Here is a 20,636-nt window from a genome sequence, read left to right as displayed (position 1 = left end):
ATGGCGACAGCCGCGACCCCTACGATCTGGCTCAGATAGTCACGTCGCCACGCTCTGCCAGGTGACAGTCCGTGGATCGAGAACGAGCCGGGTGCTTGACGTTTGTGCACCGTCATCGGCACATTCCTCGTTGCTCACGAACAGCACACAACAGTCGACGTCGTCGACCACCGTCGACCGCCAGATGATGCCGTCGACCGGGCCACCGGGCAACGTGTACCTCAAGAACTCCGCGATGATCTGGGTCGGAATGTAGGCCAATTCATCGGTCGACGAGCCTCCGGGGAGAGTGGGTTCGCTGATGGACTCCACGAAGTCCCGCAGAAAGATCGTCGCGAGCCTCAGCTGACGCTGGCCTGTGTCGAACAGCGATGGCACCATCGGCGGCGTACGCAGGTCCACGACCCGTAGGCGCTCCACCGCCGAGAATTCTCCGATGCTGAGCATTCCGCCGGTGGCGTACTTACTTACCTCTCCGACCGCGCCATCGAAGGTAGAGGCCCCATAGAACGCTCCGATACCCGCTGGCGTCATTCGGTTACTCCGCGAGTACTGCACGGGCGGGGAACCGATGTGGGTCGCCGAGCTGACCTTTGCCCCGCCCTCGTTGTAACGAGCTCGGAACCAGCTACGAGAGGCAGGAAGGTCGATCACAAGCCGGGCCAAATGCACCGCATCGACAATCGCTGCAGGAACCTCGTGCACCTCGAACATGCCGACGTCGGTCTCGGCGGCCGGATCGGGTCGCAGGAATGTGAACCGTCGTTTGAGGAGAACCTCTTCACGGAACCGCTTCCAGCTCCAGGCCAGACCCATACCGGGTGGTGGCGCTGCCAAGTCTCGCTGGCACCAGAGTCCGTTGCGAACAGCACGGTCGATGGCGTCCAGCACGGCGGGGCTGCTGCTGACCTCGTTCTCCTCCAGCAGGTCTCGGGTGTCGACCGTGTCCGTCTGATACCCACCGTCGCGGGTGCTGTAGCTCGCTTCGTTGGCCGGGTCGTCGTACTCGGCCGAAAGCCCCTCGACTACCCGCTCGACCACACAATCGAGTCGCGCACGCTGAGCGGTCGACACCCCACAGAACGAACAGGGCCCCAATGAAGGGCCTGTGTTGTCAGCGACTACCTGTACCAGAGCTCGATCATCCAGACAGCGAACACAGACGATCTCGGTCGAGTCGTTCCAGCCGCGTGACTCCATGTCCTCCAGGCATCTCTTCGTGAACCCCATGTCATGACTATCCTCCATAGGAATAGACACGCGGCACGGACGTACCCGCCGGAAGGAACCCCACGATGCTGCGAATCTATCTCGATCAAGCCGAGTGGATCGACATGTCGAAATGCCGTACCGGGCACCGTGAGGGCGGTCGATTCCAGGACGCTTACGACCTGTCCACACGACTCGTAGAACAAGGCGATATCTCTTTCGTCATCTCTACTGCTCACTACTACGAAACGCAGCGCCGCCCGAACCCCAAAAGCCGCCGCGATCTCGGCCAAACGATCGCAGATCTGACGAAATTCCACTCGATTGCACCAAGCAGCGCGATCGTTCCTGCCGAGATACGGGCCTACCTCACCGGACAACCCCTGGCTTCGCAGATCCAGGTCTTCGGCGTCGGCTTCCGGCATGCATTCCACACCAGAATGACGTTGCCTGAACCTGATCCAGCGCTTTCGCGCCTGATGCCTCCAACGGAGTTCGCTCAGCTGGAGGAACGTGCCCGCTACGCGTCCGAGTTGTTCGTGCTTGCGGCTCCCCCAGAAGCGGAGGCAGCAGCCCATCTGATGTTAGAGACTGCCAACAAAATTCATGACTCCGCTCAACGGTTCGCAGATGGCCAGACCGCCCTCGGGGAGCAGATCAACGAACTCAAGGTACGCCACAAGCTGGCCGATGTCGTTGCGGTGAACGAGATCTCGAACTTCATGGAGTCGCTCATCATCGAGTGTGAGCAGCTGGGCGTCGACGTCGAGGACTTGCTTCGAACGCGGGAGACGATCCTCGATTTGTTGAAGAATCTGCCCAGTCGGTGGGTAGAGAGCGAACTTCGGCGAATACGTCTGCGTAATCCACAGCAGCCGTGGGTCAAGAACGATCTCAACGACATTCTCGTCCTGGCCATTGCCGTGCCTTACTGCGACATCGTGGTCACCGAGAAACAGTGGGCGAGGCGTCTGAACGACCTCGGGATCGCGCAGCGCTACAACACCGTTGTGCTGCACGATCTCGCAGATCTCCCAGAGGCGATCGTTACGGCGACTCGCACGGAGTAGGGGAGGCAGGGACGTTGGGTCGTGTCGTCTGATCGACCGACAAGCATCGGTGCACGCGATTGGCTGGCCGCAGCGGCCGCCTGGCAAGGTGCGCGGATCAGGCTTCAGTCTGGCGGCGGAGAAGACCTGACCAGAGCTCTTTACCGCAACTCACGGTACTCGACCGCAGAGATCGCGTGACCTACTATTCGGAATGTCGAACTAGTGGGCGTGTTCACGTAGCGCGTCGTCAAACGCACGTCATCGAACAAGGAGAAGAATAATGAGCCAGCCCATCGACTCAGACGCCCTGAGGGTTCAGATCGAGGCCATTATCGATGAGCGGCTCTACCCAGTCGACAACGCTAGCAAGCGCAAAATCATCTTGTCATTGGTGTGGGTCTTAGCCGGGCTGGCAGCAATCTCGATCATTGGAACCATCGTGCTGGCTGGAATGGGCGAAGACCTTGCTGTCGTCTCGTCGCTCGCGACCCTCATCATTGGTGGACTCATCGGCCTATTCGCGCCGAGTCCAACGGGCTCGTAGCGGTCCGGCTTTGGGGATACGACGAGCGCGACTCTGAGCCAAACAGTCGGATTCTTAGCGAAACCCAGCTCAACTAAAGCCAGCCGCGAGACGCCAGGCTGCCGTTGGCCACCACCCAGCGATCGGCACCCAACTGTCGTCGGGCATCAAATGCGGAAACAGCACTGTACTCAACAGCGAACCAACCACAGCTGTTAGGCCTCAACCTCCTCACATTTCTGAGGGTAAATAGACCGTAGTCGTTTCACGACTCCGGTCGGTCTTGATCAATACCTCGTGCGATTGACACCTATAATACGAATAAATGGCCCCACGTCGTTTGGCCTCGTCTTCTGGCAGATCTTCGAATTCGCGCCACAGTGCGTGCGAGTTGGCGTCTGCATCCTCAGGGTAAACGTCACCCCAGTCTCCCCGCTGGTGCCGTCCGATTGCGCATTCAACCTCGTGAACAAACTCGCCACTTTCCCTGGCGAGGCGGTCAACGCCAACAGTGGTCCGCACCACACCTAACCAAAAAAGCCATCCCTGCTGATGATTCGAGCTTGGTCGTTCGAAGGCAAACCCAGATAGCTCCAGCAATCCGGGAGGGACATCGAAGGAGAATCGCTTTTCCGTCTCGAATTGACGCAACCGGCCTACTATAGGAAAGTAAATATCACTAGCGCATTCGCCGGCCAAGCGCATTACCTCCTGATAGTCTCCGACGTTGGTCGCAGTCGAAGCATCTTGGCCCAAAATCTGGTCAATTTCAGTGAGCTTCGACGCCAGGATGATTGGAAGAAAGAGTTCAAGGCACTTTCCGCGTAATTCGAGGGCCTCGGCCGACCGGGCAGACGATTCAGATGTCAGACCCAGATCCGCATCGGTTTTCGCTATCATTGCGCGCGCGGACAATGCGAGGCGAGCGCCCACCACTCCCGCCACGGCACTCCATCCCCGTTTTCGTACGTGAGCATCGACGCATACTGTCAGTGCTCCAAATATGTCGCAAGCGACTTCGGCGAATAGCTCATCGCTCTTCTCCAAGTCGGACCGCACCACGGCGTGAGTAAGTACCCAATGGTCCAGGCTTTTTCTGAACGCAAGGCCCGAAATCCAAGGCCTCAAATACCAGGCGTATTCATCCAGAGAGCGTTCAGCCAACCTCGGATCGATTGGATCGCGATTCTCTCCCTCGTACAGGCCGGCAAAATCTCGGAGCGGCGAAGGTTTCGAAAGACCAAGAATTTCTACCCTCTCCATCATCTCCCGAAGAAGAGAAGTGAGCCGTTGAAATCCATTGATGTCATTGTGCTGAACGTAGTGCATCTGTTCGTGAGCGAGGATGAATCGTTCTTGCATTTCGGTTGTGAGCCAGACGTCGAACTGAGTCTCGGCATCAGCCATGTATTCGTGCCACCGGTCTATCTTGTTGTCACGCAGGACATCGTCAGCGTAGGTTGCGTGCGCGGTCGCTTCATCGACCCTTCCGGCCGTGAGAAGGCGAAGGGCGCACACTTGATGAAGATATGCGTCCTTGATCTCCTCTGATTGCGGATACTGCAGAAAGGACGAGAATTTGCTGAGTACTGTGCCAAGCCCAGCGTCCCACACGATTGTCGTGCTGCCACTGTGGATCAAGCAAGCCGGCAGTATTCGCGCACTGTGCACACCAACAATATTGGGTTCAGCGATGTCGGTACCGACCAGTTGTCGCAGCCACTGCCAGAGCGAACGATTCCGTTTACGAATCCGTTCTATCTCGTCGTCGTCGAGCGGTATCCCTATCGACGAGCGCCATCGGGCAGCGATAACCGCCTCGACGTTGTCCGTCACTACTTCTTCTTGGTGTTTTTGGTTTGTGCCTTCTGATGCTCCTCATCAAGGAGTGCGATGATCTTCATCGTATCTTTCGGCCCCATGCCCTCAATCTCGACTCCTTTGTACGTGACCCGGGTATGTCGGAGACGCTCTGCCCGCAGTTGGAGCCACGTTCGGAGAGTGTGCCAGCCTGCCGCAGAAAAGAACGAGTACTTCGCCAGCTCTATCCAAGGCTCACCATCGAAGTAGTGCTGCTCGGACAGCTCGCCCGCCAATCCCACCTCGGCAGCTAGTCGTTCGAGGTCGGCACCATCTACGCGCGGCACGCCAATGACTAGAAAGTCCTCCATGTGGCAATTCTACGCAGCACCCCCTGGCGGCGGGGAGTATTCATACGTTCGGACTACGCGCGTAGCCGTTGCGACGGCACAAACTGCTCCCGGGTCGCAGTAGCGCTGTCGGCGGGTCCACGTATACATGTATTTGAGATGCGTCGCGTCCCGACTTGCTCGCGTCGCGAGCTACCCGACACAGACCCTGCAGACCTGGATAACCGAGGCCGAGAAGGCGGCCTCACGAGCCGTAGCCGGCCCACTTGGCGCCGGCTCACCGGCCAACGCCTTGAAAACGGTTTTGGACGGTCACAGCAATTATGGGTGGGACGTGTTTGTAACTCCCGAGGTCGCCATGCAGTCTCCGCTTCCAGTGACGGGAGCAGCACGCGTCTGGGGCCTGAGGACTGGTCTGCTGCGAGTTTCGTATCATCGGAAGATGCTAACCGGATCAGCGCACTGCCCTCTGGCCGTGCCAGTTCGGGGCAACCTGCGGGCGTCCGGGCTCGCTTCCCCAGAAGTATGCGAGAGCACGCGGCTATGAGCTAGTCTGATGAAGTTCTATCGTCGATGAGGGTCACGGTCGAGCGTCCATCCAGCAACAGCGCTGCGCCACACCATTGTTCGGGTGTTGGTGCAATTATGCTGTGGGCTGGCCTACGCTCTGAGTGAAGGCCCTTCATGTCGATTCCTCACTCGCTCTCCCCCAACACTGACCACATCTCGTTCACCATCAACGGTGGTGAACGTCGATGACCACTCGATCTGCCTGGACCGCGGAGCTGCAGCGCCGCTCCCAGATCGCTGCCGCCGCCTACGAACGCGGTCGCCGCGCCACCTTGGCTGCCGAACGCCGCCGTAGCCTGCCCGACCGGGCGCATACCCGGCGCGAGGAGATCCGCACTCGGTCGCCCTCCTACGAGCCGCGCAGCGACAGTCGCGCATTCGGTCTGCTCGACAGCGACGTGTCGCTGGTGAGGGCGGCGGCATATCTCGCCGCGACCGGTGTCGCACAGGAGCTGATCACCGCACAGACCTTCACCGATCCCACCCAGCAGGAGTGGGCGAACGCCACCGTCAATCGCACGGCTGTGCACGAGCATGCGTGGCGGGAACGATTGGTCGACAACGGTATCAACGACGCAGTGCTCCGTCCTGGTCTGTCGATGATTGCTCTGGAGTTGCCCGCCGAGCTCGATGGCCTCGACTTCGACGACATCGCCGAACACACCCTTGTCGTGTCCTCCACCTCGCCCCACGTCGAGCCGATCCGTCTGGTTGATCTGATGCTTGAGACACCGCGCCAGGAGCGTTCGTCGGGCTCGGTCGTCGACATCACCGACTGGGTCGCGCAGGTCATCGAGATCGACCGCGGCGTCGACGCGGGCGTCGAGAGTGGTGTGGAGGCATGGTGACCAAGAAGGCGACCTCGAAGGGTGGAGGCACTTCCTCGTCGATGCTGCCTCTCATCGCAGTCCTGCTCGCGATCGCGGCTATCGCCCTGGCCTACGGGTCGCTGTGGCTCGGGCACGCGGCCAGCGACACCGGCCAGCAGATCCCCGCCAATCCGTTCGTTGCCTAGTTCTCCGTGGCCGGCGGACAGCTCACCTGGCCGGCCGTCTCGACATAGATCTTCGTGATCACGGTGATCATCGCCTCCGGTCTCACCGGGGTCGCCGCAGCGGCACGCGCGTCCGGAAGTGGCAAGAAAGACGATGCCGACGCCAAGGCCCGACTGATGGGTCCCACGTCCAAGCTCAGCGGGGTGACGGGCAAGCAGGCACGGCAACGGGCGAAGAAGCTGAGACCGCACCTCGTCGACCGGGACAAGCTGGACGACGCCGACATCGGGATCATCGTCGGCCGCACCGTCTAGGGCAATCAAAAAGTGTTCGTTCCCTGGGAAGACATGCTCTTCGCTCTCGCCGGGCCACGGATGGGCAATACCGCGGCGTTGGCAATCGACGCACTGTGCACCGCACTCGCGAACACTCCATACCTGGAGAATTAGGCGTGATCAGCCGAAAGTTGGGCGCAGGTGACGGAACTTGTTATCGCTGTTGAGATCTCCGGCCAACAGCTAGGTGAGATCGTGGCTTGCGCGGCGGATCAGGAGCCCAAAACGAAGCGGTGCCCGGAACTAGGTCTACAAAAACGAACCGGAACGGTGGCGCGACCCACTCGAAACTCTTTCAGCTGTGCGCGTGCAACGGCCGCCCCGACAACGTCATCACCGCTTCACCCAGTGCCTCGTTCTGAGTGGGGTGGGCGTGCACGAAGCTACCGACCTCGGACGGCAGTGCTTCCCATGCCACCGCGAGTTGTGCCTCGCCGATCAGCTCGCCCACGCGGTCACCGACGAGGTGGACACCCACAACAGGGCCGTCCTCACGTGCGCGAATAACCTTGACTCCGCCCGCGGTGGCCAAGATGCGACTCTTGCCGTTGCCGCCGAGGTCGTAGACCACCGAGGTCACGTTGCCGTACTTCTGCTCCGCGGCCTTCTCTGTGAGACCGACCGACGCGATCTCCGGATGCGAATAGGTCACGCGCGGAACGAGATCGCCGTCGATACGTGCCGGCGCGAGTCCGGCAATGTGTTCGGCAACGAACATGCCGTGCTGGAAACCGCGGTGAGCCAACTGATATCCCGCCACGATGTCGCCGACGGCATAGACGCCGTCTGCGGTGGTGAGCAGATTGTCGTCGACAGTGACGAAGCCACGTTCGGTGGCGATGCCCTGCTCGGCCAGACCAAGGTCATCGGTGCGGGGGCCGCGTCCGACGGAGACGAGCACGAGATCCGTCGAGAGGGTGTCGCAGGAGGACAGCGCCACCGCGACGTCGTCGGACGACTCGGTGACTGTCTCGACCTTGGTGCCGGTACGAATGTCGATGCCGCGTTTGCGCAATGCCTTGGTCAGCTGCTTCGAGGACCATTCGTCCTCACCCGGAACGATGCGATCGAGTGCCTCGACGACGGTGACCTTGGCTCCGAAAGAGGCCCAGATGCTGGCGAATTCGATACCGATGACCCCGCCGCCCAGTACGACGACGGACTCCGGTACTCGGTCGAGCGCCAACGCGCCGTCGCTGGTGAGTACGCGGGGTCCCACTTCGATACCGGGGATGGTGCGCGAATACGACCCGGTGGCGAGAACCAGCGAAGCCCCGGTGATGCGTCGACCCTCCACCTCAACGGTGCGAGGACCGACCACCTGACCACGGCCCGAGACGATCTCGATTCCCGGACGTTTCAACAAGCCCTTGAGTCCGGAGTACAGGCCGGCGACCACGCTGAGCTGATACTTCAGTGCCGCAGGCATATCCACACCCGTCAACGATGCCGTGACGCCGACGTGCGCCGCACCGCGGACCGCATCGGCAACCTCCGCCGTGTGCAGCAGAGCCTTGGTGGGGATACATCCACGGTGCAGGCAAGTGCCGCCGAGCTTGTCCTCCTCGACCAATGCGACCGTCAGGCCGAGTTGCTCGGCGCGCAGGGCACAGGAGTACCCACCCGATCCACCGCCGAGGATGAGGACGTCCACGTTGCTCATCGGACGGATCCCAATGCAACGACGGGGTTCTCGACGAAATCGGCCACGGTGCGCAAGAACCCGCCGGCCACTCCGCCGTCGCACACGCGGTGATCGAACGCCAATGACAGCTGCGCAACCTTGCGGACGGCCAATTGGCCGTCGACCACCCACGGGCGGTCGGTGATGCGTCCGATGCCCAGGATCGCGGCTTCGGGATGGTTGATGATCGCGGCCGAGCCGTCGACCCCGAACACTCCGTAGTTGTTGAGGGTGAACGTTCCGCCGCTCAGTCGAGCTGCGGGGAGGGAGCCGGTTCGCGCGAGTTCGGTCAGCTCGGCCAGCCGCTCGGAGAGTTCCTTCAGGTCGGCCTTGTCTGCCTGCGGCACAACGGGAACCATGAGTCCACGATCGGTCTGCGCGGCAATGCCGAGTCCGACGTTCTCGTACCGCAGGATCTCGCCCGCGGCGGTGTCGACGGTGCTGTTGAGCTCGGGGAACTTGGCCAGCGCGATCATGGTGAGTTTGGCGAGAACTGCCAGCAGTGTCACCTTCACTCCGTCGATCGAGGCATCGAGGTCACGTCGGGCTTGCAGCAGAGCCGTCGCGTCGACGTCGACCCAGACGGTCGCCTCGGGAATTTCCGCGCGACTGCGAGAGAGTTTGTCGGCGATGGTCTTACGAATCCCGGTGATGGGTATTCGCGTGACGCCCTCGGTGCTGGGAGTGCTTGAGGACAGTGCCCGTTCCACGTCCGCGCGGGTGATGACTCCATGACTGCCGGCGACATCGATAGACGCCAGATCCAGCCCACCCTGCAGTGCCATGCTCCGAACAATGGGGGAGAGCACCTTCGGTGCATGTGAGTGGCTCTGTTCGCTGGTCGCTCCGCTGGCTCCGCTCCTATTCGCAGCCTGGGTCGAGTTTCCACTCACGTGCGAAGCTCTTCTTCGACGGCCGGTCGGGCCGTGTCCCGTGCCATAGCCGATCAGCACATTTCCTGAGCCGGCGCGTTCTTCTTCGCGGTATCGCTCATGGGCCGCAGGGGTATCGGCGACGGCACCGCCGGTGATGCTGATGAGCGGCGCGCCGACGGCGAGTGAGGTGCCCTCGGCCGCATGCAGTTCGCCGACGACACCCTCGAACGGGCAGGGCACCTCCACGGAGGCTTTCGCTGTCTCGACTTCGACGACGACCTGATCGATGGTGACGGTGTCACCGGGCTTGACCTTCCACTCCACGATCTCGGCCTCGGTCAGTCCTTCACCGAGATCAGGGAGCAGGAACACCTGCATGCTCATACCGTGACCGCCTTGCTGAGGTCGGGAGCATCGTTCCACTGCAGTCGGTCCATGGCGTCGAGAACGCGGTCGGCGGACGGCAGGTGTAAGTGCTCGAGTTTCGGTGCCGGGTAGGGAATGTCGAGTCCGGTCACTCGGAGTACCGGAGCGTGCAGGTGATGGAAGCAACGCTCGGATACCCGCGAGGCGATCTCCGCGGCGACACCGGAGAAGCCCTGCGCCTCCTGAATCACGATGCAGCGTCCGGTCTTTCGTACCGAGACCGCGACAGTCTCGTCGTCGAACGGATTGATCGACCGCAGATCGACCACCTCGACGCTCCGGCCGTCCTCGGCCGCGAACTCAGCGGCCTGCATAGCCACCGACACGGTGGGGCCGTAGGCGAGAAGCGTGACGTCGGCACCGGCACGACGCACGACGGCGGTGCCGATCGGCTCGGTCTTGGTCAGCTCGATGTCGTCCTTGGAGAAGTACAGCCGCTTCGGTTCGAGAAAGATCACCGGATCCGGATCGGCGATGGCATCACGCATCAGCGAGTACGCGTCGGCGACGGTGGACGGCGAGACGACTTTCAGGCCCGGGGTGTGGGCGTAGTACGCCTCGGACGAGTCGCAGTGATGTTCGACGCCGCCGATACCTCCCGCGAACGGGATGCGGATGACCATCGGCGCGGTGAGTGATCCGCGAGTTCTGTTGCGCAGCTTGGCAACATGGGACACGATCTGCTCGAAAGCCGGGTAGGCAAAGGCGTCGAACTGCATCTCTACGACGGGCTTGTAGCCCGACATCGCCATCCCGATCGCGAATCCGACGATGCCCGACTCCGCGAGCGGGGTGTCGAAGCAGCGATCGTCACCGAAGTCTCGGGTCAGTCCGTCGGTGACGCGGAAGACGCCGCCGAGCGTGCCGACATCCTCGCCGAAGACAACGACCTTCTCGTCCTCGGTCAACGCGTCGCGCAGGGCGGCGTTGAGGGCTCCGGCCATGGTCATCGTGGTCATGACAGTTCTCCTGCTGCGATCTCGGCGGCGACCTGGTTTCGCTGTTCGATCATGTCGGGGGTGGGGGAGGAGTAGACGAACCGGAACAGATCCTCGGGGTCGACGTCCTGCTCGACGTTCATGCCCGCGCGAAGTGCCGCGGCATCGGCGTCGGCCGATACCGTCATCTGTTCGCGCAGATCGTCGGTGAGCAGACCCTGGGCTTCGAGGTAGGAATCGAGGCGCGAGAGCGGATCTCGGGCCAGCCAGCCTTCCACCTCGTCTGCCTTGCGGTAGCGCGTGGCGTCGTCGGCATTGGTGTGGGCGTCCATGCGGTAGGTGTGCGCCTCGACGACCACCGGTCCCTTGCCTGCTCGGACGTACTTCACGGCCTCGTCCATCACGGCCATCATCGCGATCGGGTCGTTGCCGTCGACCTGCTCGCTGCCGATGCCGTAGCCGACACCCTTGTGCGACAACGACGGAGCTGCAGTCTGACGCGCGAGGGGAACGCTAATGGCGAATCCGTTGTTCTGGACCAGGAAAATCACCGGTGCGCGGAACACCGCGGCAAAGTTCAGGGCCTCGTGGAAGTCGCCCTCACTGGTTGCTCCGTCACCGCAGAACGCGAGGGCGATGGTGTCTCGTCCCTGCTTGGCCTCGGCGTAGGCGAAACCGGTCGCGTGCAGCAATTGTGTTGCCAGAGGAGTGCATTGGGGAGCGACCTTGTAGGCGGTGGGAGCGTAGCCGCAGTGCCAGTACCCGGCGAGCATGCCGAGCAGCTCCACCTGGTCGACGCCTCGCGCCGCGAGAGCCATCGAGTCACGGTACGTCGGGAACATCCAGTCCTGCTCACCCAGGCACAGGGCTGCGGCGATCTGGCAGGCCTCCTGGCCGCGGGAGGACGGGTAGACCGCAAGCCGACCCTGTTTGGTCAATGCTGTTGCCTGCTGGTCGAATCGGCGGCCGTGGACCATCGAGCGGTACATCTCGAGCAGGCGCTCGTTCGACGGGTGTGCGTAGCGGGCTGCACTGTCCACGCCCGTCCCATCGGGTGCGAGGTACTGCACGGGACGGTCGGCAGGCATGAACTGTTGGTAGGACGTTGCCGGAACCTTCTCGACGGTCGTCATGGGGCACTCTCCTGAGATCGGCTTGTAGGGCGATTCTGGCCGATTCGGTGAGGAAGAAGTCCTATGGTCGTAGGATTGCAGACGTATTGCTGACATTCCCGGCGCGAACTGACTATCTGTCGGATCGGCGTAACGAACCACCAGGTAGGAGCGGACGAATGGACGACGTCTCGAGACGTGTGGAATTGGACGACACGGATCGTCGCATCCTCGCCGAGCTGACTGCCGACGGGCGGGTCTCGATGCGGGTGCTGGCCGATCGATTGAATCTCTCTCGGGCACATACCTATACACGGGTAGACAGGCTCAAGGATGCGGGTGTCATCGAACGGTTCACCGTGCAGGTGGATCACGGGGCGTCCGGGCTAGGGACCTCGGCGTTCATCGCGTTGTCGATCCGTCAGGATTCGTGGCGCAGTGTGTCCGAGGGGTTGCGGTCGATGGAGTTCGTCGACCACTTCAGTTTGCTCGGAGGGGATTTCGACGTGCTGGTACTCATCAGGACTCCCGACAACGAGAGCCTGCGGCAAGTCGTGCTGGAGGGCCTGCAATCGCTCGACGGCGTCCGGGCGACGCGCACGTGGTTGATCTTCGACGAGGACCGAGGTGGTCTGGGACGAACTGCGCCGCCCACCGAACGCTGACAGTGGGCGGCGTCGTTCGGGGTACGGGTCAGAAGTTGCCGCGAGCGTCCTGTTCACGTTCGATGGCCTCGAACAGTGCCTTGAAGTTGCCGATGCCGAAGCCGAGCGAGCCGTGGCGTTCGATCATCTCGAAGAACACCGTCGGGCGATCGACCAGCGGCTTGGTGAAGATCTGCAGTAGGTACCCGTCCTCGTCTCGGTCGACGAGAATTCCGCGCTTCTGCAACTCTTCGATCGGCACTCGGACCTTACCGATACGGGCTCGCAGTGCGGGATCCTCGTAGTACGAATCAGGAGTGGCGAGAAATTCGACGCCCGCCGCGCGGAGCGCATCGACCGAAGACAGGATGTCGTTGGTCGCCAGCGCCAGATGCTGTGCGCCCGGGCCGCGGTAGAAATCCAGGTACTCGTCGATCTGTGAGCGCTTCTTCGCGATGGCCGGCTCGTTCAGCGGGAACTTCACTCGGTGGTTGCCGTTGGAGACGACCTTGCTCATCAAGGCCGAGTAATCGGTGGCGATGTCGGCCCCGACGAACTCGGCCATGTTCGTGAAGCCCATGACGCGGTGGTAGAAGTCGACCCACTCGTCCATCTTGCCGAGCTCGACATTGCCGACCACGTGATCGAGAGCCTGGAAGATGCGCTTGGGAGCGCCCTCCGGTCGCTGCAACGTCGACGTGCGTGGCACATAACCGGGGAGGTAGGTGCCGGTGTAGCGGGATCGGTCGACGAGCGTGTGTCGGGTGTCGCCGTAGGTCGCGATGGCCGCGGTGCGGACCGTGCCGTGCTCGTCGGACATGTCGGTCGGCTCTTGTAGTACGCGCGCGCCCTGGGCTCGCGCATGCTCGATGCATCGGTCGACATCGGGTACGGCCAGCGCAATGTCGACGACGCCGTCGCCGTGGCGCGTGTGGTGTGCCACCAGTTCGCTGTCGGGGTCGACGGCTCCCTTGATGACGAAGCGCACTGCGCCGGACTTGAGCACGTACGCGTGGTGGTCGCGTTGGCCGGTGGTCGGGCCCGAGTACGCAACGAGCTCCATGCCGAACGCGGACTGGAAGAAGTGCGCGGTCTGCGTCGCGTTGCCGACCACCCACACGATGGCGTCCCAGCCACTGACGGGAAAGGGATCTCGCTTGTCGTCGTACTCCACGAGTCCGACGAGCTGCCGCAGCTGATCGGCGTCGAGATCGGCGAGCTTCTCGTCGTCGTTGAGGATGTTGTCGAGGCTCATGAAAGCTCCTGGTTGGTCCGAGTGAGGCACACTGTTCCGCCCAGCCCAACATCGCGGTGCAGGGGAGTCAATCGACGCCTGAATAGCTGTCCGTGCTGTGCAGATAGGGCAGGTTGTTCCGCACTTTGCTATACGATTCGTATAGCAAAGTGGAGGTGCGTTATGGAATCGACGTTGGACGAATTGGACCGGGCGATGCTCGCTGCGCTGCATGACAATTCGCGGATCGGCGTGCTCGAGCTGTCGCGAACGCTCGGTGTTGCACGTGCGACTGTGTCGGCCCGCCTGCAGCGATTGGAGGACAGCGGTGTCATCACCGGCTATCAGCCTCGAATCGGTTTGGCAGCAGCCGGTTACGGCGTGCGGGCGTTCGTCACATTGGAGATTGCCCAGGGTGCACTCGGTGACGTCGTCGCCGTCCTGGAGCAGATACCCGGAGTGTTGGAGGCATTCGCGACAACCGGCGTCGGCGATGTGTTGTGCCGGGTCGCCGCGGCGTCTCATGACGATCTGCAGCGGACGTTGATCGCGCTCAATCAATCTCGCACGATCGCGCGGTCGACCAGTGTTGTCGTACTCTCGGAATTGGTCGAGTTCCGGGCACTGCCACTGCTCAACAGCGCCGAGTCCGATCGAACCCCCAGAGCCCCCGCATACAGACGGACGCGCGAGTGATAGGCCTCAGGCCGGAACGATCCGGCCACGTACGTCGCCGAACCCGATGCGCGCACCGTTCGGCCCCGGAGCGCTGGCGGCGATAATGACGTCGTCGCCGTCCTCGAGGAACGTCCGGGTCTCCGATCCGAGTGACACCGGTTCCTTACCACCCCAGGTGAGTTCGATGAAGGCACCGCGCTGATTCTTCTCGGGTCCCGAGATGGTGCCCGACGCGAACAGGTCACCGGTTCGGGATGTCGCGCCGTTGCTGGTCTCGTGAGCCAGCATCTGGGCCGGCGACCAATGCATCGAACTGTACGGCGGACGGGAGACGACGTGGCCGTTCCACGTGACGGACAGATCGATATCGAGTGCCCAGGAACGGGATTCGCGGAGGTGTTCGAGCGGCGCGGGCTCCTGCGCCGGTGTCGACACCCGCGCCTGATCCAACGCGAGCAAGGGGACCACCCAGGGCGAGATGGACGTCGCGAAACTCTTGCCGAGGTTCGGCCCCAGCGGCACGTACTCCCAGGCTTGGATGTCGCGAGCAGACCAGTCGTTGACGATGACGGCACCGAACACGTGCTCGGAGAACTGATCCGGCGAGATGGGGCCATCCGCCGGAACGCCGACGACGAAGCCCATCTCTGCCTCGATGTCCAGTCGACGAGATGGGCCGAACGTGGGTGACGCCTCGTCGGGTGCCTTGCGTTGACCGTTCGGACGCTTGACATCGGTACCGGACACGACAACCGTCCCTGCCCGGCCGTGATACGCCACGGGCAGGTGCTTCCAATTCGGTAGCAGCGGTTCGGCATCGGGCCGGAAGAGTCGGCCGAGATTGGACGCGTGGTGCTCGGACGCGTAGAAGTCCACGTAGTCCGCAACTTCGAACGGCAGATGCATCGTGACGTCGGAAACCGAGACGATCGCTTCCGCGGGGGTCGTGCCACTGACGATCATGGCGGTGACGGACTCGCGGACCTCGACCCACCGACTGCGGCCGCGCGCCATGAAAGCATTGAGGCTGGGGGAGGCGAAAACCGAATTGTTGAGAGCAGCAGAAAGATCGATCACATTGTCGCCGTACCGGACTCCGACTCGAGCGTCCGAACCAGGAGTACTGAAAATGCCGTAAGGCAGGTTGTCGATTCCGAACTCGGAGTCGGCGGGGATGTCGATGTGCGTCATGAACGGCGCGCTCCTTGGTTCACTGAGGTGGGACGAGTCCGAGGCGGACGAGGTCGTCCAGGGGTTCGCGGATGCTGCAGGTGCCGAACGATGCGAAGGCGCGTTGACCCTCGATCCCGGCGACGAGACCGGCGAGGACGTCGGCGTCCCGGATTGCCAGGATCTTCTCGAGCTCACCGACGCGTGCGCCGCTGTGTGCGGCCTGCGCGGCGAGGATCACGTTGAGGAAACCGTGTTGCTCGAAACCGTTGTGGGGATCGGTGTTACGGGCGGCATGGTGCAGACCCGCGGTGGTTTTGAAGTGGACCTCGCGTTGTGCCGCCTCGTAGATGGACGCGGCAAGCTCCCGCTCGTCCGGGTACTCGTCGGCCGTGACGCCGCCGGTCCTGAATTTTGCACGATACCCGAACTCGTCGACTGCGTCGAAGATGTCGTCTCGTCGGGAGTCGCGGGGAATTTCGACATAGATGTCGATGTCCTGAGTGATGTTGCGCAAGGCGTCGATGCTCGTGCCCTCGGGTACGGCCACTTCGACGGCAACGACCGTCACGCCGGCGGTGCGGTCGGCGGCGCGTAGGCCTGCCTCCACGCTGCCCGGGCCGGCAGATGCGATCAGCGCGACCTCCATCCGAGCGCCCAGGACGAGCTCGTTCACCCGGTCCATCGGAACGACCAACGGGCCGACGAGGTCTGCGAAAGAACTCGCCCGGTACTCGAGATGTTGTGCTGCAGCAACATCGAGTGGTGTATTGCCGGGAGGAAAGACAGCGGCGTCGTCGCACAGGCGATGGAAGAACTTCGGGATCATCGGTTCGGCCCCCGGCCTGCCCACGTCCACGCATACCCGGTGTCCTCGCACGCGAGCGCTCCTTCGCCGAGTTCGAGGGGGCGGAAGGTATCGACCATGACGGCCAGTTCGTCGAAGAACTCGGCGCCGATACTGCGTTCGTAGGCACCGGGTTGCGGCCCGTGAGCATGCCCGCCCGGATGCACCGAGATCGATCCCTGGCCGATTCCGGAACCCTTGCGGGCCTCGTAGTCGCCGCCGACGTAGAACATGATCTCGTCGGAGTCGACGTTGGAGTGGTAGTACGGCACCGGAATTGCGAGCGGGTGGTAGTCGACCTTGCGCGGAACGAAATTACAGATCACGAAGTTGGCCCCCTCGAATGCCTGATGCGCAGGCGGCGGTTGATGCACACGGCCGGTGATCGGTTCGTAGTCGGAGATGTTGAACGTGTACGGATACAGGCAGCCGTCCCACCCCACTACGTCGAACGGGTGTTGCGGGTAGACGTAGCGGGTTCCGACGATGCCCGTCGAACCACGGTGCTTGACAAGTACTTCGATGTCTTCGCCGTCGGCGAGTAGAGGCTCGGTGGGGCCGTGCAGATCGCGTTCGCAGTAGGGAGCGTTCTCGAGCAACTGGCCGTACTTCGACAGGAACCGCTTCGGTGGTGCGATGTGGCTGTTGGCCTCGATGGCGTAGGCGCGCAGGGGGCCGTCGGGAATCCAACGGTGCGTCGTCGCACGCGGAATGAGCACGTAGTCACCCTGCTGCGCGTGGAGAGTACCGAACACCGTTTCGACGGTGGCAGAACCGGATTCGATATAGACCATCTCGTCGCCGATGGAATTGCGATACAGCGGTGAAGTTTTCGATGCGACGACGTAGGACAGTCTGACGTAGGCGTTGCCGAGAACGAGGCGTCGTCCGGTGATGACGTCGGTGTCCGCCACCGTGGATTCGGGAAACAGCTCGTGCAACTTCAGGTGCCGCGGCACGAGCGGATGGTTGGGCGTCGTCGATTGATCGGGCAGGTCCCAGACCGTGGCATCGACGATGGCCGACGGTATGTTGCGGTGGTACAGCAGAGACGAGTCCGAGGAGAAGCCCTCTTCGCCCATCAGCTCCTCGTAATAGAGGTTGCCGTCGGGAGTTCGGTGCTGGGTGTGCCGCTTCGGCGGAACCGATCCGAGCTGCCGGTAGTAGGCCACGTGCTCTCTCCTGAGTTCTGTCACCGCTTGTAGTAAAGACATTAACTACTTTGACGTGATCTACGCAACCTTCAGTTTCGCCCCCGGACGTCGAACTGGCTGCGGTTGGTGATCAGTTTGGTCAACAGCATCACCAGGATTCGCTGTTCGGGTTCGGTGAGCGCGCTGGCCCATGCGTTCTCCCGTTCGTTCTGTTCGGCGAACGCCTCGACCATCTCGTCGTGCCCCAGTGCGGTCAGGGCGAGGCGCACCGAACGCCCGTCCTTCTCGTCGGGCGTACTGGCGAGCAGGCCGCCGGAGATGAGTGTCTTGGACAGGTTCGACACGGCGGCGCGGCTCATGCCGGTCAATTCGGCTGCTCGTCGCGGCTCAATCGGGCCTGCCAGCCACGTGACGAACATCAGCCGAAACGACGACCACGACCAGCCTCGCGGGCGATGAACCGTCGACTCGAGGTCGTACGTGACGATGTTCGACGCTCGGTTCAATGTCAGCAGAACCTCGGTGGCCAGCTGATGCTCGAACCCGTACTCCCGGGCCAGTGTGGTGTTGGCGGTGTCGATGAACGACCAGAAATCGGGCTCGGGTGCGTCGGTCACGGATTCACTGTAGCCACGAACTCATCTGATCAACACCTTTACTACTCACGCAGCGAGATTCGTGTCCCACCGAGGAGGGGCCATGATGGACCCATGAGCTCGAAGAACCTGTTCGGTGGCCCCCGCACCCTGCTGATCGTGGCAGCAGTGGTCATCGTGATCGCACTCGTCGCTGCCGCCGCGACCCTGATCGTCCGCGCCGTGCTCGGACCGCCCGAGGGGGAGAACAAGTTCGAGATCCAGGGCTACTCCGTCGTACAGGTCGATCCGCAGGTCAGCGACCTCGCGCTCGCCACACAGTAGCCGACTCTGCACCGACCTTCGGGTCGTGTGTCTGCTGAAAGTTTCGTCCTCCGCGCGCGAATGTGCGTAGCGTCGCGGCGGGTACCTCGTGTTCGGGAACAGGCTCGCCGATCCACTCGCAGTCACGGACGAAGATCATGTTCGACGCCACCGCGTCGGCGCTGTGATCTTCCCGCAGTGGGCCGGAAATTCGGCCGAGGAAGTACTCGCCGTGCTCGGTTCGTGTCCAAACGAAAGATCGGTCCGCGACCTGCTCGAAACGCTCGACCCGTCGTAGCGAGCGTTCGTCGTCGGCCGACATGCCGCAGAGTCCGTAGGTGAGGGCACGCTCGACGCCATTCGGCATCGGGGCGCGATAGACATCCGGCATACAGCCGAGCCTAGGGCCCGAGGGGACTACATACCGCTTGGTCCGTTGCAGGATGTTCTCGAACAGCGGACGAATTCGACGAAATGGGGAGCATCGTGTTTTCGAGAAATAGAGTCCTTCGCCTCGTGGCGGCACCATTGGTGGCGGGAGCCCTGACGCTGGGGTCGGCGGGCATCGCGTCGGCCGCAACCACCACGGAGCTCAGGCCGGTACAGGCATTCGTCTTCTTGCAACACGGCGTCAGTTTCGGGTCGGGGCCGGTCGAGGCAACGGCGACGGTGATCGAGGCAGGGGAGGTCACGGTGACGACAGTGAGCAAGATTTCTGGTGCGGGTGACATGGGCTCGTCAGCGGTCGGCCTGCTGCCGGTTCCGGTGACCGTGGTGTGGACGAACATCGACAACGGCCGATCCGGTTCGGCGGGTGGGATATCGACCGAGCCGATCACTCTCGCTACCGGTGCGGGCCGTGTCGATCTCACGATCACGACGGACACGCCCAACCTTCCCGGTGGTGGCCGCGTCGTCGTGGAGTAGCCGTGTCCTCGGCGTGGAGCACTGACGTGAGCGTCCACAATTCGCTCTCACGAACGGGAAAAGGTATTTCAGCACTAATAGTGGGCGCTGAGGTCACCCACAGTGCGGTTCGGTCCAGACCGGCTGGTCCGATGTAGTCGTGATTGGACTCGAGTGGTAGGTTGAAGATTCAACTTAGGTACTTCGAAGGACCCGCCATGACTTCTGTGATGAACCCGCCCGTCGCGGGTGCCGCATTCGATGCGTTTCTCGCCGACGCAGCACCCGCGAGCCGGTCGCAGCAGATGTGGACCCCGCACGACGGGCCGATGCCCGCGCTGTACATCAGTCACGGTGCGCCCCCGGTGTTCGACGACGCGCTCTGGATGAACGAGCTATTCACCTGGTCGCAGTCGATGCCCAAGCCGAAGGCGATCCTGATCGTCAGCGCGCACTGGGAAGAGGCCCCGTTGAGCCTGTCCGCGACGGCGGCGGCGACGCCACTCGTCTACGACTTCGGTGGATTTGCGCAGCGTTACTACTCGATGGAATACCGGACTCCCGACGCTCAGGCGCTGGCCGCACGGGTGGCCGCGGCCATTCCGGCGTCGGAGAACCTGCATCGGCACACCGCGCGCGGACTCGATCACGGTGCCTGGGTCCCGCTGAAGGTCATGTATCCCTACGCCGATGTCCCGGTTCTGCAATTGAGCCTGCCGACGCACGCGCCCGATCGGCTGATGTCGATAGGCGCTGCGCTGAAGGAACTTCGGGCCGAGGGTGTGTTGGTCATCGGTTCCGGGTTCATGACCCACGGACTGCCGTTCCTGTCCCGCGAGAATTTCGCTACGAACACCGTGCCGACGTGGTCCGAGGACTTCGACCTCTGGGCTGCCGACGCCTTGTCTCGCGGTGACGTCGGGACTCTCGCCGACTTCCGCAGTGCCGCACCGGGAATGCCGTACGCGCACCCCACCGTCGAACATTTCACGCCGTTGTTCGTCACCCTCGGTGCCGCCGAGAATCCGGAAGCTCCGGTGACGACGGCCATCACCGGCTTCCAGTTCGGTTTGGCGAAGCGGTCTTTCGCCGTCGCGTGACGAACGGGAACTACTCCGTGCAATTGGGCTCGATTCAGTTCTGAATCATTTTCGGTTCGGGGATTGTTATCCACGCCACTTCGCTCTACAGTTCTGAGCACCATCTCGGACATCGGTGTCCAAGATCGTCGGATG

The 20,636-nt window shown here is 62.4% G+C and carries 23 protein-coding genes; 10 read left to right on the top strand and 13 right to left on the bottom strand.

The window, feature by feature from the left end:
- Window positions 1-39: 39 nt before the first annotated feature.
- The gene (locus CH278_RS24625; protein ID WP_256991925.1) at window positions 40-1,200 is read right to left on the bottom strand and encodes a HEPN-associated N-terminal domain-containing protein; all 1,161 of its coding nucleotides are present in this window, start codon (window positions 1,198-1,200) and stop codon (window positions 40-42) included.
- A 95-nt stretch (window positions 1,201-1,295) separates the two neighbouring features.
- Between CH278_RS24625 and CH278_RS24620 the strand changes: the two genes are divergently transcribed.
- The gene (locus CH278_RS24620) at window positions 1,296-2,279 is read left to right on the top strand and encodes a hypothetical protein (RefSeq protein WP_094623092.1); all 984 of its coding nucleotides are present in this window, start codon (window positions 1,296-1,298) and stop codon (window positions 2,277-2,279) included.
- 262 nt (window positions 2,280-2,541) lie between these two features.
- Complete coding sequence (locus CH278_RS24615) at window positions 2,542-2,805, top strand: hypothetical protein (RefSeq protein WP_094623091.1); 264 nt, start codon at window positions 2,542-2,544, stop codon at window positions 2,803-2,805.
- A gap of 210 nt (window positions 2,806-3,015) precedes the next feature.
- Here the strand turns inward: CH278_RS24615 and CH278_RS24610 are convergent, their stop codons facing one another.
- Together CH278_RS24610 and CH278_RS24605 are read right to left on the bottom strand one after the other, a co-directional pair.
- Window positions 3,016-4,620, bottom strand: coding sequence for a hypothetical protein (locus CH278_RS24610; RefSeq protein WP_094623090.1), 1,605 nt, complete (start codon window positions 4,618-4,620; stop codon window positions 3,016-3,018).
- Complete coding sequence (locus CH278_RS24605) at window positions 4,620-4,955, bottom strand: hypothetical protein (RefSeq protein WP_094623089.1); 336 nt, start codon at window positions 4,953-4,955, stop codon at window positions 4,620-4,622. The genes CH278_RS24610 and CH278_RS24605 overlap by 1 nt, the downstream gene beginning before the upstream one ends.
- A gap of 734 nt (window positions 4,956-5,689) precedes the next feature.
- On the opposite strand from CH278_RS24605, the gene CH278_RS24600 reads away from it, so the two are divergent.
- Genes CH278_RS24600 through CH278_RS24595 form a run of 3 tightly spaced genes read left to right on the top strand, consistent with a single transcriptional unit; the run spans window position 5,690 to window position 6,813 of the window.
- Window positions 5,690-6,352, top strand: a complete 663-nt coding sequence (locus CH278_RS24600) for a TraI DNA relaxase (RefSeq protein ID WP_094623088.1) — start codon at window positions 5,690-5,692, stop codon at window positions 6,350-6,352.
- Window positions 6,346-6,519 carry a hypothetical protein gene (locus tag CH278_RS27725; protein ID WP_179274534.1) on the top strand — a complete coding sequence of 58 codons (174 nt, stop codon included), beginning with the start codon at window positions 6,346-6,348 and terminating at the stop codon, window positions 6,517-6,519. The genes CH278_RS24600 and CH278_RS27725 overlap by 7 nt, the downstream gene beginning before the upstream one ends.
- A gap of 54 nt (window positions 6,520-6,573) precedes the next feature.
- Window positions 6,574-6,813 (top strand): hypothetical protein, encoded by a 240-nt coding sequence (locus CH278_RS24595; protein ID WP_094623087.1) that lies wholly within the window; start codon window positions 6,574-6,576, stop codon window positions 6,811-6,813.
- 316 nt (window positions 6,814-7,129) lie between these two features.
- On the opposite strand, the gene lpdA is transcribed toward CH278_RS24595, so the two are convergent.
- From lpdA to pdhA, 4 genes are read right to left on the bottom strand one after another with little or no spacing between them, the layout of a single operon-like run.
- Window positions 7,130-8,497 carry a dihydrolipoyl dehydrogenase gene (gene lpdA / locus CH278_RS24590; protein ID WP_094623086.1) on the bottom strand — a complete coding sequence of 456 codons (1,368 nt, stop codon included), beginning with the start codon at window positions 8,495-8,497 and terminating at the stop codon, window positions 7,130-7,132.
- Complete coding sequence (locus tag CH278_RS24585; RefSeq protein WP_094623085.1) at window positions 8,494-9,777, bottom strand: dihydrolipoamide acetyltransferase family protein; 1,284 nt, start codon at window positions 9,775-9,777, stop codon at window positions 8,494-8,496. The genes lpdA and CH278_RS24585 overlap by 4 nt, the downstream gene beginning before the upstream one ends.
- Window positions 9,774-10,778 carry an alpha-ketoacid dehydrogenase subunit beta gene (locus tag CH278_RS24580; protein ID WP_094623084.1) on the bottom strand — a complete coding sequence of 335 codons (1,005 nt, stop codon included), beginning with the start codon at window positions 10,776-10,778 and terminating at the stop codon, window positions 9,774-9,776. The genes CH278_RS24585 and CH278_RS24580 overlap by 4 nt, the downstream gene beginning before the upstream one ends.
- Window positions 10,775-11,890, bottom strand: a complete 1,116-nt coding sequence (gene pdhA, locus CH278_RS24575; protein ID WP_094623083.1) for a pyruvate dehydrogenase (acetyl-transferring) E1 component subunit alpha — start codon at window positions 11,888-11,890, stop codon at window positions 10,775-10,777. The genes CH278_RS24580 and pdhA overlap by 4 nt, the downstream gene beginning before the upstream one ends.
- Before the next feature lie 158 nt (window positions 11,891-12,048).
- Between pdhA and CH278_RS24570 the strand changes: the two genes are divergently transcribed.
- On the top strand, window positions 12,049-12,534 hold the full coding sequence (locus CH278_RS24570; RefSeq protein WP_032368670.1) for an Lrp/AsnC family transcriptional regulator: 486 nt from the start codon (window positions 12,049-12,051) through the stop codon (window positions 12,532-12,534).
- Window positions 12,535-12,562: 28 nt separating this feature from the next.
- On the opposite strand, the gene hppD is transcribed toward CH278_RS24570, so the two are convergent.
- Complete coding sequence (gene hppD, locus CH278_RS24565; RefSeq protein ID WP_048316976.1) at window positions 12,563-13,768, bottom strand: 4-hydroxyphenylpyruvate dioxygenase; 1,206 nt, start codon at window positions 13,766-13,768, stop codon at window positions 12,563-12,565.
- Window positions 13,769-13,930: 162 nt separating this feature from the next.
- Between hppD and CH278_RS24560 the strand changes: the two genes are divergently transcribed.
- Complete coding sequence (locus CH278_RS24560) at window positions 13,931-14,443, top strand: Lrp/AsnC family transcriptional regulator (protein ID WP_094623082.1); 513 nt, start codon at window positions 13,931-13,933, stop codon at window positions 14,441-14,443.
- A 6-nt stretch (window positions 14,444-14,449) separates the two neighbouring features.
- On the opposite strand, the gene fahA is transcribed toward CH278_RS24560, so the two are convergent.
- The 4 genes from fahA to CH278_RS24540 form a co-directional block, all read right to left on the bottom strand.
- Window positions 14,450-15,616, bottom strand: a complete 1,167-nt coding sequence (gene fahA / locus CH278_RS24555; RefSeq protein WP_094623081.1) for a fumarylacetoacetase — start codon at window positions 15,614-15,616, stop codon at window positions 14,450-14,452.
- Window positions 15,617-15,635: 19 nt separating this feature from the next.
- Entirely contained in the window at window positions 15,636-16,454 is an 819-nt protein-coding gene (locus CH278_RS24550; RefSeq protein WP_256991918.1) for a hypothetical protein, read from the bottom strand.
- On the bottom strand, window positions 16,421-17,614 hold the full coding sequence (locus CH278_RS24545; protein ID WP_094623079.1) for a homogentisate 1,2-dioxygenase: 1,194 nt from the start codon (window positions 17,612-17,614) through the stop codon (window positions 16,421-16,423). The genes CH278_RS24550 and CH278_RS24545 overlap by 34 nt, the downstream gene beginning before the upstream one ends.
- Window positions 17,615-17,685: 71 nt before the next feature.
- Window positions 17,686-18,213 carry a MarR family winged helix-turn-helix transcriptional regulator gene (locus tag CH278_RS24540; RefSeq protein WP_032384151.1) on the bottom strand — a complete coding sequence of 176 codons (528 nt, stop codon included), beginning with the start codon at window positions 18,211-18,213 and terminating at the stop codon, window positions 17,686-17,688.
- Between the two features lie 93 nt (window positions 18,214-18,306).
- Between CH278_RS24540 and CH278_RS24535 the strand changes: the two genes are divergently transcribed.
- Window positions 18,307-18,516 (top strand): hypothetical protein, encoded by a 210-nt coding sequence (locus tag CH278_RS24535; protein WP_063216212.1) that lies wholly within the window; start codon window positions 18,307-18,309, stop codon window positions 18,514-18,516.
- Here CH278_RS24535 and CH278_RS24530 read toward each other — a convergent pair.
- Entirely contained in the window at window positions 18,488-18,886 is a 399-nt protein-coding gene (locus tag CH278_RS24530) for a hypothetical protein (protein ID WP_094623078.1), read from the bottom strand. The genes CH278_RS24535 and CH278_RS24530 overlap by 29 nt on opposite strands.
- Before the next feature lie 125 nt (window positions 18,887-19,011).
- Here CH278_RS24530 and CH278_RS24525 point away from each other — a divergent pair, with 125 nt between their 5' ends.
- Together CH278_RS24525 and CH278_RS24520 are read left to right on the top strand one after the other, a co-directional pair.
- Window positions 19,012-19,422, top strand: a complete 411-nt coding sequence (locus CH278_RS24525) for a hypothetical protein (protein WP_032367820.1) — start codon at window positions 19,012-19,014, stop codon at window positions 19,420-19,422.
- A gap of 197 nt (window positions 19,423-19,619) precedes the next feature.
- Window positions 19,620-20,501: a dioxygenase family protein gene (locus CH278_RS24520; protein WP_094623077.1), complete on the top strand. Its 882-nt coding sequence runs from the start codon at window positions 19,620-19,622 to the stop codon at window positions 20,499-20,501.
- Window positions 20,502-20,636 lie beyond the last annotated feature (135 nt).

This window comes from Rhodococcus sp. 05-2254-5, assembly GCF_002258575.1.
Classification (GTDB): Bacteria; Actinomycetota; Actinomycetes; order Mycobacteriales; family Mycobacteriaceae; genus Rhodococcoides; species Rhodococcoides fascians.
This window is presented reverse-complemented; position numbering and strand designations above follow the sequence as displayed.

Bases quoted from the DNA above. Each gene is read 5' to 3' on its own strand.
- CH278_RS24535 (WP_063216212.1), top strand. From the start codon at position 18,307: ATGAGCTCGAAGAACCTGTTCGGTGGCCCCCGCACCCTGCTGATCGTG.
- CH278_RS24560 (WP_094623082.1), top strand. From the start codon at position 13,931: ATGGAATCGACGTTGGACGAATTGGACCGGGCGATGCTCGCTGCGCTG.
- CH278_RS24570 (WP_032368670.1), top strand. From the start codon at position 12,049: ATGGACGACGTCTCGAGACGTGTGGAATTGGACGACACGGATCGTCGC.
- CH278_RS24530 (WP_094623078.1), bottom strand. From the start codon at position 18,886: ATGCCGGATGTCTATCGCGCCCCGATGCCGAATGGCGTCGAGCGTGCC.
- CH278_RS24580 (WP_094623084.1), bottom strand. From the start codon at position 10,778: ATGACCACGATGACCATGGCCGGAGCCCTCAACGCCGCCCTGCGCGAC.
- CH278_RS24615 (WP_094623091.1), top strand. From the start codon at position 2,542: ATGAGCCAGCCCATCGACTCAGACGCCCTGAGGGTTCAGATCGAGGCC.
- fahA (WP_094623081.1), bottom strand. From the start codon at position 15,616: ATGACGCACATCGACATCCCCGCCGACTCCGAGTTCGGAATCGACAAC.
- pdhA (WP_094623083.1), bottom strand. From the start codon at position 11,890: ATGACGACCGTCGAGAAGGTTCCGGCAACGTCCTACCAACAGTTCATG.
- CH278_RS24625 (WP_256991925.1), bottom strand. From the start codon at position 1,200: ATGGAGTCACGCGGCTGGAACGACTCGACCGAGATCGTCTGTGTTCGC.
- CH278_RS24585 (WP_094623085.1), bottom strand. From the start codon at position 9,777: ATGAGCATGCAGGTGTTCCTGCTCCCTGATCTCGGTGAAGGACTGACC.
- hppD (WP_048316976.1), bottom strand. From the start codon at position 13,768: ATGAGCCTCGACAACATCCTCAACGACGACGAGAAGCTCGCCGATCTC.
- CH278_RS24520 (WP_094623077.1), top strand. From the start codon at position 19,620: ATGACTTCTGTGATGAACCCGCCCGTCGCGGGTGCCGCATTCGATGCG.
- CH278_RS27725 (WP_179274534.1), top strand. From the start codon at position 6,346: ATGGTGACCAAGAAGGCGACCTCGAAGGGTGGAGGCACTTCCTCGTCG.
- lpdA (WP_094623086.1), bottom strand. From the start codon at position 8,497: ATGAGCAACGTGGACGTCCTCATCCTCGGCGGTGGATCGGGTGGGTAC.
- CH278_RS24605 (WP_094623089.1), bottom strand. From the start codon at position 4,955: ATGGAGGACTTTCTAGTCATTGGCGTGCCGCGCGTAGATGGTGCCGAC.
- CH278_RS24620 (WP_094623092.1), top strand. From the start codon at position 1,296: ATGCTGCGAATCTATCTCGATCAAGCCGAGTGGATCGACATGTCGAAA.
- CH278_RS24600 (WP_094623088.1), top strand. From the start codon at position 5,690: ATGACCACTCGATCTGCCTGGACCGCGGAGCTGCAGCGCCGCTCCCAG.